Consider the following 12,690-nt stretch of genomic DNA (forward strand, 5'->3'; position numbering starts at 1 on the left):
ATCCTGGCAGCGACTTCAGATAGACCATCGACACACCTATGTCCCTGTCCGTATTTGAAATGCACTCCGTGGAGCTGTTCTGCCAGCGGCCACCGGGTACCTGGTACGTCATCTGCGACGAATGGCACTATAAAGCGTGCCTCGGCAAGGCCGCAGACCTTCAGAGAGCCAGGGCGGAGACCCGCGAATTTCTTGCTATCGCCACACTGAATCGCGGAAAGTGGGAGGAGGACCGGAAGCTGGTCAAGAATCTCATCGACAGTCACTGGCTGTTTTTTCATGATGTACGGGACCGGAATCCTGACTCCGATGGCTGGCGGGTCATCGTTGCTCTGCTCGAAGAGGTGCGCCGGGGCAAACTGCTTGCCGTTAAAGGTCCGCGTAATGGCCTGTTTCCGTCACCGTACAGCAGCACGCCGTTAATGAATCCCGTAGCGAGGACAGGTAGTCACCCGGACGGCGAACCCATTTTGTCCGTCCAGTATGATCCGGCCACCTGGCAAACCCGGCTGGACGCTGCGCGCGCAGCCCGGGCGACACCGCCGCGCATCGAGATACCACAGGCACTGACCAAGGCGCAGCGGTGGCAGACGCGCAAGGCGCTGATTGCGGCGGGCAATGCAGCCATGTCAGGGCGCGTGCGGACAGCCGCTGAGCGGCTCGCCCGCAACAATGTCGCGGTGGAGAAGGCCAGACTCTCCGATCATGTCTACGAGCCGTCCAGGCCGGTGCCCGAAGGGTGGGCGAACCGCAGCGGGGATATGGAATTTCTGGATCGGTATGGCTTAAAGCCGAAAGACCTGAAAATCAAGGGTTCCAATTTTGGAGCGCAGGTGTATGAACCGGATGCGGCGGTCTTCGGCAACGATATGAAGCCCACCCTTGCCTTCAAGGGAACCGAAATGACGAGCCTGCCCGACTGGTCGAACAATGTTAACCAGAGCGTGAATATCGAATCGGAATATTACGCACGGGCAGTAAGGAGTGGCACCAAGCTAACTGAGATTACCGAACCTATCGACATAACAGGTCACTCCCTGGGCGGCGGCCTGTGTTCGGCTGCATCCGTCGCCAGCGGCAAGGACTGCTGGAGCTTCAATGCCGCCGGTCTGCACCCGAAGACGGTCGAACACTACGGCGGCCAGGTCACGCCATCGAACATCAATGCGTACCATGTGAACGGCGACATTCTGACCGTGGCACAGACGTGGACGCCGCTGCCCGCTGCAGCCGGTACTGCCTATCCGCTGCCCGGCAGCGGCTCGCCCGTGTCGCGGCACTTCATCAGGCAGGCAATAGACGGCATCGAGCAGCAGAAGGCGGAGGACATCTCCGTACTCGAAACATTGTCATAACGGGGCTGAAAGCGATGAAAATACTCAGCCGCATCCTTATCGTGCCGGTGCTATTACTGGCGCTATCCCCTGTGGTTCATGCAATGAAAAAATTTCCCGCCACTGATTTTTTTAGCGGCCCGCAACTCGAACTGGCGCAGGCCATCGAGCGAGGCGACATGGAGCAGGTCCGTCGACTGGCACCGGAGACAGACCTGAACACGCCCGGGCGCAAGAACATGACGATGCTGTTTTTTGCGTTTCAGGAGGCATTGCAGCGCGACCCGCATCGGCTTGCGGTTATGTCGGAGGTGGTGAAGGCCGGAGCCGATCCCTTGCAGGAAGTGCCGAATTTTGGCGATCCGCTCGGGGTCGGGCTCAACAGCTCGCACCCGGAATTCCTGCGTGCGATGCTGGACGGCGGTGTTGATCCAAATTTGATATCAGAAGGCACCCCGATAATTTTTGATGTTGCAAGCGATCGTAAATTGGGCTCGCTCAAGTTGCTGGTGGAGCGTGGCGCGGATGTGAACCGGCGCGATTCATTGCACAACACATCTCTCTACGAAGCGCTAACTGGCTACGACACCGGGGCAGTCAATTACCTTCTCGATCACGGAGCCAACCCCAACACTTACAACATCAATGGAATCTCATTCCCAAGACAATTGGAATCGCAGATAGAACATATAGGCTCCACCTCTGAATCAGGTGTCAAACTGGTCGAAATCCGAGACCGCATCATCAGGATGGGCGTGAAATGGCCTCCGGAGACTCCGGAACAGATAAAAGCACGTTGGGGAGCCAATCCTCCGCGACGGCTCGATGACAGCAAGCTTCCGCTGCCTTGAAGCCGAGACCGAAAGTGCTACATCCGGGTAGCCCTCAGACTGCTGACCAACCCCACGTTTTTCGGAGCGTGGGGTTTTGTTTTTCAGGCAAGAAGCGATGAAAACACTCAGCCGAATTCTTATCGTGCCGGTGCTGTTACTGGCGCTATCCCCTGTGGTTCATGCAATGAAAAAATTTCCCGCCACTGATTTTTTTAGCGACCCGCAACTCGAACTGGCGCAGGCCATCGAGCGAGGTGATATGGAGCAGGTCCGGCGACTGGCCCCGAAGACAGACCTGAAGACGCCTGGGCGCAAGAACATGACGATGCTGTTTTTTGCCTTTCAGGAGGCGTTGCAGCGCGACCCGCACCGGCTTGCGGTTGCGTCGGAGGTGGTGAGGGCCGGGGCCGATTCCTTGCAGGAAGTACCGGATTATGGCAGCCCCCTCGGGGTCATGCTCAACAGCTCCCATCCGGAATTCCTGCGCGCGATGCTGGACGGTGGGGTTGACCCCAACACCATGATCGAGGGCCGCAGACCCATCATTTTCTTTGTTGCAAGAGAGTCGACATCTGGTTCGCTCAGGCTGCTGGTGGAACGTGGCGCGGATGTGAACCGGCGCGATTCGTTACGTAATTCAGTGCTGTATCAAGCGCTGGCAAATCGCGCGCTAGATCAAATTGACTACTTGCTGGACCATGGGGCAAACCCCAACACCTACAACATTAATGGCGAGTCATTCCCACTAGGGATATGGGATGACATTAATACCTTCGCGCCCAATTCCCCGACCTACAAAAAGCTAATCGAGATTCGGGACCGCATCATCAAGATGGGCGTGAAATGGCCTCCGGAGACTCCGGAACAGATAAAAGCACGTTGGGGAGCCAATCCTCCGCGACGGCTCGATGACAGCAAGCATCCGCTGCCTTGACACAGAGACCGAAAGGGCAACCTTCGACTGGAAGTCCGCAATGAACCAGTTTGTCATCCTGTTTGGCGAGCGCTTCACGCTGGCGAGGGGGTAGGATTTTTTAAACCGACTCGCACACGAAAAGGCGGATAGGCTCCGGGCACGCAGCAGAACGCCGCGCTGGTGGAGGAGGCCACCGCCGCGGCCCGCTCGCTCGACGATCAGGCGCGCGGGCTGAAGGCGATGGTGGGGCAGTTCAGGCTATAAAAGGCGGCGCGGGCGTCAGCTCGCGTTGGCCGCCGAGGAGCCGGAGCCCGTCCCCGGCCGCACCACCACCGTGCAGGTCGTGCCCGCCGCCAGCATCACGTCGGGCGGCACCGAGTCGATCCGCACGCGCACCGGCACGCGCTGCGCGAGGCGCACCCAGTTGAAGGTCGGATTCACGTCCGCGAGCAGCTCGTGGCTTTGCGGATTGTCGCGGTCGTAGATGCCGCGCGAGATGCTCTCCACGTGGCCTTGCAGCGTGCCGCCGCTCATCAGCCGCACTTCGGCCTGATCGCCGACGCGCACGTGCGGCAGCTTGGTTTCCTCGAAGTAGCCATACACCCAGAACGAGTGACTGTCGACGATCGCGAGCTTCGCGGCGCCGGCGCTCGCATAGTCGCCGCGGAACACGGACAGGTTCGTCACGTAGCCGTCGACCGGCGACACGACGCGCGTGCGCTCGAGGTTCAGCTTCGCGGCGTCGAGCGCGGCGAGTGCCTGCTGATAGGCGGCATCGGCGGCGGACGCGGTATGCGTCGCGTTTTCGCGGCTTTCCTTCGACACCACCTGCGAATCCATGTCGGCACGCCGTTGCGCGTCGTCGCGCTTCATCTGCAATTCGGCCTTGCGCGCGGCAACGGCGGCCTGCGCCTGCTCGACCGCGATCTGGTAATGCGACGGATCGATCTGCATCAGCAGGTCGCCCTTCTTCACGAACTGGTTGTCCTTGACCGGCAGATCGACGATCGCGCCCGACACGTCCGGCGCGACGTTGACGATCTCGGCGCGCACGCGGCCGTCGCGGGTCCACGGTTCGTCCATGTAATGGACCCACAGCACGCGGCCAATCACGATCGCGACGATGAAAATGACGGCTGTCGCGATGAAGCCCACAAGATTTCGGATGGTCATGTTTCGACTCTGATCAACGATAAACGGCGAGGCCGAGAAGGCCGCACACGGACACGAGCAAGCTGGCCCGGAACAGGGAGGGGTGCCACACCACGCGATAGAGGCCCGTATAGGCGATCACGCGATCGACGAGCCAGGTCAGCGCGGCGCCCGCGATGAACAGCAGCACAATGGCCGGCACATAGGCATCGAGCACGGCGATATCACGCGGCATGAGGAACTCCTTCTTCTTCTGATGCGTCCGCGCGCGCGCCGATCGCCAAGGCAAGCGGCGACTGCGGATCGAGCAGCGCGGTACGGATGAAATGCAGTTGACTGAGGATGCGCAGCAGCTGATGGCGTTCTTCACGCGATGGCGTGAAGCCGGCCATCAGCTGCTGCACTTGCGCGATCGCATCGGCGGTCGCCGCGAGCGCGCGCGCGAAGTGCTGCTGCCGCGGCCGCTCGAACAGCGCCGCGAGCGCATCGCGCAGCGCGCGCAGCGCGACGCGCCACGGTGCCGCTTTGTGGTAGCGCGGCTCGTTGGGCAGCGTCGCGATTTCGCGGCGCAGGTCGATCACCGCGTTGCCGACCTCCAACACCGAAAACAGCCAGCGCAGCGTGTCGCGCTTCGTTTCGGGCTCGTTCTGCGACAGCGCGTCGATCTGGAACATCAGATCGCGCGCGCCGCTTTCGAAGCGCGAGCGCACGCGTGCCAGACCCGCGCGGCCGGCCAGCACCACCTGGCGGCGCAGGTCGACGAGCAGACGGTTGCGCAGCCACGGCGTCGACGGCGGCAGCAGCACCGCGAACGCGATCGACGACACCAGCATCGACAGCACCAGCGCGAGCGCGTCGTTCATGAACGCACTCGGGTCGTAGTGAATCACGTTGTCGGGGCCGGCGAGGAAGCAGAAGAAGATGCAGTAGCCGACGCCGTAGCCCGCGAGCGTCGCACGCGTGGTCATCAACACGCCGAGCAGCAGGAACGGCGTGAGCGCGACGCACAGCATCACGAAGCCGTCGATGTGCGGATACACGCCGAACACCGCGATCATGCCCATCAGCGTCGCGAGCACCGTGCCGCCGGCCATCTTGAACGCGGTGCGCTTCGGATCCGGCGACGCCGACGCGAGCGCGCACACGGTCGCTGCGACCAGCGTCAACGTCGAGCCGCTCGGCCACGCGGTGGCGATCCAGAACGCCCCGAGCACCATCATCACGATGGCCGCGCGCAGGCCCGCGACGCCGGCCGCGATCGCGTTGGTTTTCGGCTCGTAGCGCTCGATCCAGCGTTCGCGCGCGTGCCTGTCGACGGCGAGCGACGCGTAGGTCGCCGCGTACGCATGCAGGTCGTCGATGAAGCGGTACAGTAGCTCGGCGCCCGTGTCGAAATCGAGCAACGGCGCGTCGGGGTGCGTTTCGAGCTCGTCGCGCGTCGCGCGCACGCGTTTGGGCAACTCGCTCCTGTAGGTGTCGAGCTGGGCCGCGGCGTGCGCGGCGTCGGCCGCGCTCAGCACCGGCTCGCCCGACTTCGCGAGCAACGGCGCGATCTCCTTGAAGTACGGTTCGAGCGCGGCGATCGCGATCGCCGCGCCGTGCGTGCCGCTGTCGCGCAGACGGTTCATCAGCTGATGCAGCGCGTGAAAGCGCGTCGACGCGGTCATGAACTCGCTGTTCAGACGCGCGAGGCGCCCGCCGCGCATCCGCGAATCGGGGCCTTCGAACACGGCGATGCTGCGCGCGGCCTCGAAGCCGACGATGTCGGCGACGAAGCGCGCATTGGTCGCCTCGATCTGGGCGCGGTCGTTGCGCCCGGCAAGCGACGCCGACACGTACTCGACGAACGCCGAGAAGCGCGCACGCACGGTGCTGCGCATCTGCAGGCCGGCGAACTGCGGAAACACGAGGCCGCTGACCGCGCCCGCGCAGATGATCCCGATCACCACTTCCGCGACCCGCGTGAGCGCGCTCAGGAACGCGCCGTCCGGATGCTGCGAAGCGGGGATGCCGATCAGCGCGGCCGTGTAGCCCGCCAGCACGAAGCCGTACGAACGGAAGTTGCGATTGCGCGCGGCGCCGGCGGTGCAGATGCCGACCCAGATCGCGGTCGTGACGAGGAACAGCTCCGGCTGCTGCGCGAACAGTCCGATCAGCGCGAGCATCACGACGAGACCGACCAGCGTGCCGCAGATCCGATAGAAGCTCTTCGCGAACACTGCGCCGCTTTGCGGCTGCATCACGATGAACACGGTGGTCATCGCGGTGCGCGGCTGCGGCAGATCGAGCTTCATCGCGATGCCGAGCGCGAGGAAGCACGCGGCGAGCGACTTGAACAGATAGATCCATACGAGGCCGTCGGTGCGCGCCCAGTGGGCGGCGGCTTCGTAGAGCGCGGCGAACGAGGCGGGGCGCGCGCTCGACGGGGAGGGCGAGGAGGACATGGCCTTCCTTACTCGGACGCGGGCGCGTTCGGGGCGCGCGAGGCGGTGGTGGCGGTGATGGCTGCGTTGGTCTTGGCGTTCGCATCCGCTGTTGCCGTGTCGCTACTCGCCGCGCCGCTCTTGCTCTCGCCGCTGCCCTTGCCATGCGCCGGCAACGTTTCGTTATCCCGCGGACCGTTGGCCGGATCGTCGAGACCGCCGCCGAGCGCCGTCATCAACGACGCATGCGCGCCGAGCCGCTCGGCCTGCACTTTGGCGACACCTTCCTGCGCGCGCAGCAACTGGTTTTGCGCGACCAGCACGTTCAGATAGTCGGTCAAGCCGCGCCGGTAGCCTTCGCGCGACAGCTCGTAGTTCCTGCGCGCGGCGGCGACCGAGCGGTCGGCGTCGTCGGCCTGGGTGGTCAGCGAACGGATGCGGATCACCTGGTCGGAGATGTCCTTCAGCGCGCCCACGATCGACTGGTTGTAGCGCTCGATGGCCTCGTCGTAGCCCGCCGACGCCGCGCCGAGCTGCGAGCGCAGCCGGCCGCCGTCGAAGATCGGCAGCGTCAGCGCGGGACCCACGCTCCAGCTATGCGACGGACTCTTCAGAAACTGGAACAGCGGCCCCATCGCCGCATAGCCGCCGATCGACGCGAGCAGGTTGATGTCCGGATAGAACCCGGCCTTGGCGACGTCGATGCCGCGCGCCTGCGCGGCGACCGTCCAGCGTGCCGCGACCACGTCCGGCCGGTGGCCGATCAGATCCGCGGGCAGCGCGGCCGGCAGGCCGGCGGGCGCGGCGAGCGACAGCGCCGGGCGCTGGATCGCGTCGCCGGCGCCCGGACCCTTGCCCGCGAGCGCGGCCAACTGATTGCGGCCGAGCGCGATCTTCTCCTCGATCGCGTCGATCTGGCGCTCGTACTCGGGCATCGGTGTCTCGGCCTGGCTCACTTCGAGCTGCGTGCCGATGCCGCCCTTCAGGCGCCGGTTCGCGAGGTCGACGATCTGCTGCTGTTGCTGCAGCGTGGCCTTCGCGATGTCGAGCAACGCGTAGTTCAGCGACATCTCGATATAGGTGCGCACGACGTTCGCCTGCAGTTCGAGCTGCGCGGCGCGCGCGTCGGCGGCGCTGGCGTGCGCGAGGTCGAGCGCGCGCTCGGCGGCGTTCTTGTCCTTGCCCCAGAAGTCGAGGTGATAGGCGAGGCCGAGCGTGCCGGTGTTGTTCCACGACTGCTCGCCGGCGAGCGGGCCCGGGCCGTAGTACACGTTGTCGGCCCACTGCTGGCGCTGGATCGACAGGCTGCCGTTGACTTGCGGCGCGAGCGCCGCGCGCGCGACGCCGGCCATCGACGCCGCCTCACGCACGCGCGCCTGGGCGAGCGCGAGACTGGGATTGCCGGCTTGCGCGTCCGCGATCCACCGGTCCAGCTGCGGATCGTCATAGGCGCGCCACCAGTCGGCGGCGGGCCACTGCGCGTCGGCGTTGGCGGCGCGGATTGCGTTGCCCGCATCGAGCGACGCAGGATTGATCGTGTGCGTTTGCGGCGCGACGCCTCCGGTACTTGCGCATCCGGCGATTGTTAATAGGATCGTAAGAACCGCGGCCGCGGCGATCCCTTTGAGTACCGGAGACTGCACGATTTCCTCCAAATTTGACTATAGAAGCTTGTGCGCAATTATATTTTTTGATCGATTGCGGAATAACCGGTAAAGATGCAAGGCATTTTTACCAGACATGAGACAATCGCCATTGCTGATCGTGTAACAATCGATGCCGATTTCTGAGGATAGGTATGGACACGCTTCAAAACATGCGCGTTTTCGTCCGCGTCGTCGAAGCGGGCAGCTTCACGGGCGCCGCACAGCATCTGAATACGACGACGGCCTACGCGTCGCGCGCGGTTTCCGATCTGGAAGCGCATCTGCGCACACGGCTTTTGAACCGGACCACGCGCCGCATCGCGCTGACCGAAGCTGGCGAGCGCTATCTGCAGCGCTGCGAGCAGATTCTCGCGTACGTGGATCAGGCGGAGGCCGAGGCGAGCGACGCGCACGCGCGTCCGTCCGGCAAGCTGAAGGTTCACGCGATGACGAGCTTCGGCCAGCACTACGTGGTGCCGGCCGTGGGCCGTTACCAGCAGCGCTACCCGGACGTGCATATCGAACTCACGCTCGCGCAGCGCATGCCCGATCTGCTCGACGAAGGCTTCGACGTGTCGCTGACGCTCGCGACCGGCCTGCCGGATTCGGGGCTCGTGTCGCAGCGCCTTGGCAGCGCGTTCAGCATTGCGTGCGCGTCGCCGGCGTACCTCGAACGGCGCGGCGTGCCGCAAACGCCTGCGGACCTCGCGCAGCACGTCTGCCTGCAGATGGTGACGCCGGTGAATCCGCCGGACAAATGGACCTTCGACGGCCCGAACGGCGAGGAAGTGGTCTCGCTCGGCGCGGCGACGTTTCAGGTGAACGTGGCCGAGGCGATGGTCGTGGCCGTCGCCCAGGGCATGGGCGTAGCGCTGATTCCGATCTACTCGGCGATCAGCCGTTTGCGCAGCGGCGAACTGGTGTGGCTGATGCCCGGGTACACGTCGCAGCAGATGAATCTGTATGCGCTGTATCCGTCGCGGCAGTATCTCGATGCGAAGATCCGCACGTGGGTCGAATTCCTGCGCGACGAGTTGCCTTCGACGCTGGCGGCGGATCAGGAGGAGTTGCGGCAGTTCGCGCGGACCTGACCGATCTGCTTGTCATGCATTGACGTTCGAGCGGCACGCGGAGTGGGGCACGCGGAGTGGGTACGCGGCGTGACAGCCTGTTACACACGCGCCGCGCCGCAACATTTCTTTACTTCTGCCGCGCAGCCGATTTGTTAACGTGTCGGTCACGCGTCGCCGCTCTGGCCGGACGCGCTGGATTCGCCGCCGTTCGGCGCCTCGCAACCACTGAAGGACGACACATCCATGGATACGCACCTGATGATCGGCTTGGCCGTCATGTTTGGACTGATCGGCGTCGCCGCCTCGCGCGATCTGCTGCGCCGCATGCGCGAACAGCAGCCGCAGCTCGTGCCGGTCGAGGTCGAGTCAAAGGATGCGCCGCGGCGCGAGCGGTGAGCGGTGAGCGGCGGCGGGTTGATCTGATGCAAGAGGCCCGCACCCGCTAGATCTCGACGACCTTGTCCCACGCAAACAGCGGATTTTCCCACTCGCGCGTGCGCCGGTCGAAATAGCCGCGCGGATTGCACACGACGCGGGTGCCGTCCACCACGTAGTCGAACGACGTATGCGTGTGGCCATGAATCCACAACGCGACAGGCGCGCGCACGAGCTCGGGCAGATGGTTGACGAAGCCCGCCGACACGCGGTCTTCGGCAAAACGCCCGGCCAGGCTCAGCCGATGCGGCGCGTGATGCGTGACCACGATCGTTTGGCCGGCGAACGGTTTGGCAAGCTCGCTTTCGAGCCACGCGCGCGCATGCTGGTGCAGCGCGAGCGAATCGGCGGGCGTGAAGTCGCGCGCGGCGTCGCGCGCGTCGTGCGGCCAGTTCATCTGGATCAGCCCGCGATAGTCGAGCATGACCCGGCGCGCGGCGACGATCGATTCCTCGATTGCATCCGGTGTGGCGCCGTACAGCGCGAAGTCGGTCCACAACGTCGTGCCGAGCACGCGCCAGCGGCCCTGGCTGTCGACCAGCGCGGCGTTGTTCAGCAGATGCACGTTGTCGACCTGCGCGGCCGCGTCGAGCATCGCGCTCTCCAGCGCGCCGAATTCACCGTCGTAGTACTCGTGATTGCCCGGCACGTAGACGACCGGCACCGCGTCGTCGAACGCCTGCGCGGCCCAGCGCGGGCCGGCCGCATGATTGTGGATGTCGCCCGCCAGCACCACGAGATCCGCCTGCGCATGCGGGATCAGTTCAGGCTCGTCGTTTTCCAGATGCAGATCGGACAGCACGCGAATCTTCACGGACGCGACTCCTGCAAAACGCCTGCGCGCCGGATCGCGCAGGCTTCAGATATTAGCGTAGCACCTTGCCCGGATTCATCAGGTTCAGCGGATCGAGCGCCTGCTTGATCGCGCGCATCATCCGCACCTCGACGTCCTGCTTGTAGCGGGCGGCTTCGTCGATCTTCAACTGGCCGAGTCCGTGTTCCGCGCTGATGCTGCCGCGATGCGCATCGACGCTGTCGTAGACGATCCGGTTGATCGGGATCTGGTACTGCCGCAGAAACGCCTTCGCATCGACGCCCTCGGGCGCCTGCACGTTGTAGTGCAGATTGCCGTCGCCGAGATGGCCGAACGTGACCATGCGCGCGCCCGGCGCGGCTTGCGCGATTGCCGCATCGGTCGTTTCGATGAAGTGGCCGATGCGTGAAATCGGCACCGCGATGTCGTGCTTGATGTTCAGGCCCTCCTCGGCCTGGGCGAGAGGAATGTGCTCGCGCAGATTCCAGAACGCGCGAGACTGCGCGAGGTTTTCCGCCACCACGGCGTCTTCCACGAGACCTTGTTCGAGCGCGGTTTCCATCAGCCCCTCGAACAGCGTGCGCGCGTGCACTTCGCTTTCGCTGTCCGACAGTTCGAGCAGCACGACCTGCGCATGCGGTTCGGCGAACGGATAACGCATCTGCTCGAAATGCCGGCCGACGAGGCGCAGGCAGAAATCCGACATCAGTTCGAAGCCGGTCAGGAGCGGCCCGGCGACGCGTTGCGTGAGCGCGAGAAAATCGAGCGCCGCATGCGGCGATGCGAGCGCGGCGAGCGCGGTGACGCGCGCGGCCGGCTGCGGATGCAGCTTGAGCACCGCCGCGGTGATCAGGCCGAGCGTGCCTTCCGCGCCGATGAACAGGTCCCGCAGATCGTAGCCGGTGTTGTCCTTGCGCAGCCCGCGCAAGCCGTCCCACAGTTCGCCTTGCGGCGTCACCACTTCGAGGCCGAGGCATAGCTCGCGCGAGTTGCCATAGCGCAGCACGCCGGTGCCGCCCGCATTGGTCGACAGATTGCCGCCGATCGTGCAGCTGCCTTCGGCGGCGAGGCTCAGCGCAAACAGACGCCCGGCCGCTTCGGCGTGCTTCTGCACGTCGGCGAGGATCACGCCGGCTTCGACCGTGATCGTGTTGTTGTGCGGATCGATGTCGCGCACGCGATTCAGGCGGCGCAGGCTGATGACCGCCTGCGCGCCGCTCGCGTCGGGTGTCGCGCCGCCCGCGAGGCCGGTGTTGCCGCCCTGCGGCACCAGCGCGACGCAATGTTCGACCGCGAGCCTGACGAGCGCGGCGGCTTCCGCGGACGTGGCCGGGCACAGCACCGCGCAGGCCGCGCCGGTGTAGCGGCGGCGCCAGTCGGTCAGAAAGGGAGCGGTGTCGTGCGAATCCGTCAGTACGTAAGTCGCGCCGATGGCGTCGCGGCAGGCGGCGAGAAAAGCGGTGTGGGTCATGTGGATCGGTTGACGGTGTTGGGGCCTGGGCGTCAGGCGGGCGGGATCGGTTCGCTGGCGGCTTGCTTTGCAGCCTGCTTCGCGGCTCGTTTCGCCGCGCGCTTGAACGGTCCGACATACGCGAGTGCGCAGGTGAAGAAGATCATGGCGAGCGCCGCTTGAAGCCAGCCGAGCCGCGCGCTCAAGCCATGATCGCTCCAGCCACGCACGACGCCTTCGGCGAAATACAGCAGGATCAGCATCGACGCCCATTGCATCGTGTAAAGCCGACGTCGCCACACGCCCGGCAACGCGCAGAGTAGCGGCAACGCTTTCAGCACGAGCAGCGAGCCGCCAGAGCGCAACGGCGCGAGCCACCATTCCCATGCGACGGCAAGCACGATCATCGAGACCAGTGTGAAAGCGGCGACGAGCGCAGCGGCAGCTTTGGGTTGCACGGGCACGACGATTGTAGATGCCGACGCGTTGGCCGCGAGGCTTGCGGGCGCCGCGTTCGCGTGGCCCCCGGAATTCGTGGCCGCGAGTTCAGCGCCACCCGCGTCACGACGGGCGTCGTCGCGTTCGGTGGGTTGCGGATCCGGTTCGTTCACGGC

Annotated in this window: 12 protein-coding genes; 5 read left to right on the forward strand and 7 right to left on the reverse strand. The window is 64.8% G+C overall.

Going from position 1 to position 12,690, the window contains the following annotated elements; all coding sequences use genetic code 11:
* Nucleotides 1–38 precede the first annotated feature (38 nt).
* The 3 genes from OKW35_RS33485 to OKW35_RS33495 all read left to right on the forward strand — a co-directional run bounded on the left by OKW35_RS33485 (nt 39) and on the right by OKW35_RS33495 (nt 3,101).
* Nucleotides 39–1,355 (forward strand): hypothetical protein, encoded by a 1,317-nt coding sequence (locus tag OKW35_RS33485; RefSeq protein WP_429554344.1) that lies wholly within the window; start codon nt 39–41, stop codon nt 1,353–1,355.
* Between the two features lie 14 nt (nt 1,356–1,369).
* The gene (locus OKW35_RS33490; protein ID WP_429554345.1) at nt 1,370–2,185 is read left to right on the forward strand and encodes an ankyrin repeat domain-containing protein; all 816 of its coding nucleotides are present in this window, start codon (nt 1,370–1,372) and stop codon (nt 2,183–2,185) included.
* Nucleotides 2,186–2,282: 97 nt separating this feature from the next.
* Nucleotides 2,283–3,101, forward strand: coding sequence for an ankyrin repeat domain-containing protein (locus OKW35_RS33495; protein WP_184063622.1), 819 nt, complete (start codon nt 2,283–2,285; stop codon nt 3,099–3,101).
* 261 nt (nt 3,102–3,362) lie between these two features.
* On the opposite strand, the gene OKW35_RS33500 is transcribed toward OKW35_RS33495, so the two are convergent.
* From OKW35_RS33500 to OKW35_RS33515, 4 genes are read right to left on the reverse strand one after another with little or no spacing between them, the layout of a single operon-like run.
* Nucleotides 3,363–4,256, reverse strand: coding sequence for an efflux RND transporter periplasmic adaptor subunit (locus OKW35_RS33500; RefSeq protein WP_187610881.1), 894 nt, complete (start codon nt 4,254–4,256; stop codon nt 3,363–3,365).
* A 13-nt stretch (nt 4,257–4,269) separates the two neighbouring features.
* A complete protein-coding gene (locus OKW35_RS33505; RefSeq protein WP_018421177.1) occupies nt 4,270–4,470 on the reverse strand; it encodes a DUF1656 domain-containing protein in 201 nt (66 codons plus the stop codon).
* Nucleotides 4,460–6,679 carry an FUSC family protein gene (locus OKW35_RS33510; protein ID WP_429554346.1) on the reverse strand — a complete coding sequence of 740 codons (2,220 nt, stop codon included), beginning with the start codon at nt 6,677–6,679 and terminating at the stop codon, nt 4,460–4,462. Before OKW35_RS33510 ends, OKW35_RS33505 begins: the two co-directional genes overlap by 11 nt.
* Before the next feature lie 8 nt (nt 6,680–6,687).
* Nucleotides 6,688–8,301: an efflux transporter outer membrane subunit gene (locus OKW35_RS33515; protein ID WP_429554347.1), complete on the reverse strand. Its 1,614-nt coding sequence runs from the start codon at nt 8,299–8,301 to the stop codon at nt 6,688–6,690.
* Nucleotides 8,302–8,456: 155 nt separating this feature from the next.
* On the opposite strand from OKW35_RS33515, the gene OKW35_RS33520 reads away from it, so the two are divergent.
* Nucleotides 8,457–9,395: a LysR family transcriptional regulator gene (locus OKW35_RS33520; RefSeq protein WP_429405035.1), complete on the forward strand. Its 939-nt coding sequence runs from the start codon at nt 8,457–8,459 to the stop codon at nt 9,393–9,395.
* A 225-nt stretch (nt 9,396–9,620) separates the two neighbouring features.
* Nucleotides 9,621–9,773, forward strand: coding sequence for a hypothetical protein (locus OKW35_RS33525; protein WP_429355851.1), 153 nt, complete (start codon nt 9,621–9,623; stop codon nt 9,771–9,773).
* 46 nt (nt 9,774–9,819) lie between these two features.
* Here the strand turns inward: OKW35_RS33525 and OKW35_RS33530 are convergent, their stop codons facing one another.
* The 3 genes from OKW35_RS33530 to OKW35_RS33540 are packed head-to-tail and all read right to left on the reverse strand — an operon-like array spanning nt 9,820 to nt 12,687.
* Nucleotides 9,820–10,626, reverse strand: a complete 807-nt coding sequence (locus OKW35_RS33530) for a metallophosphoesterase (protein ID WP_429554348.1) — start codon at nt 10,624–10,626, stop codon at nt 9,820–9,822.
* A 52-nt stretch (nt 10,627–10,678) separates the two neighbouring features.
* Complete coding sequence (locus OKW35_RS33535) at nt 10,679–12,097, reverse strand: FAD-binding oxidoreductase (RefSeq protein WP_429554349.1); 1,419 nt, start codon at nt 12,095–12,097, stop codon at nt 10,679–10,681.
* Between the two features lie 32 nt (nt 12,098–12,129).
* Nucleotides 12,130–12,687, reverse strand: coding sequence for a DUF2069 domain-containing protein (locus tag OKW35_RS33540; protein WP_429554350.1), 558 nt, complete (start codon nt 12,685–12,687; stop codon nt 12,130–12,132).
* Nucleotides 12,688–12,690: the final 3 nt, after the last annotated feature.

This window comes from Paraburkholderia sp. MM5477-R1 (assembly GCF_050436385.1).
GTDB classification, from domain to species: domain Bacteria; phylum Pseudomonadota; class Gammaproteobacteria; order Burkholderiales; family Burkholderiaceae; genus Paraburkholderia; species Paraburkholderia tuberum.

Excerpts from the sequence above, each read along its gene's own strand:
- OKW35_RS33520 (WP_429405035.1), top strand. The coding sequence starts at position 8,457 with ATGGACACGCTTCAAAACATGCGCGTTTTCGTCCGCGTCGTCGAAGCG.
- OKW35_RS33525 (WP_429355851.1), top strand. The coding sequence starts at position 9,621 with ATGGATACGCACCTGATGATCGGCTTGGCCGTCATGTTTGGACTGATC.
- OKW35_RS33535 (WP_429554349.1), bottom strand. The coding sequence starts at position 12,097 with ATGACCCACACCGCTTTTCTCGCCGCCTGCCGCGACGCCATCGGCGCG.
- OKW35_RS33485 (WP_429554344.1), top strand. The coding sequence starts at position 39 with ATGTCCCTGTCCGTATTTGAAATGCACTCCGTGGAGCTGTTCTGCCAG.
- OKW35_RS33490 (WP_429554345.1), top strand. The coding sequence starts at position 1,370 with ATGAAAATACTCAGCCGCATCCTTATCGTGCCGGTGCTATTACTGGCG.
- OKW35_RS33505 (WP_018421177.1), bottom strand. The coding sequence starts at position 4,470 with ATGCCGCGTGATATCGCCGTGCTCGATGCCTATGTGCCGGCCATTGTG.
- OKW35_RS33495 (WP_184063622.1), top strand. The coding sequence starts at position 2,283 with ATGAAAACACTCAGCCGAATTCTTATCGTGCCGGTGCTGTTACTGGCG.
- OKW35_RS33510 (WP_429554346.1), bottom strand. The coding sequence starts at position 6,679 with ATGTCCTCCTCGCCCTCCCCGTCGAGCGCGCGCCCCGCCTCGTTCGCC.
- OKW35_RS33500 (WP_187610881.1), bottom strand. The coding sequence starts at position 4,256 with ATGACCATCCGAAATCTTGTGGGCTTCATCGCGACAGCCGTCATTTTC.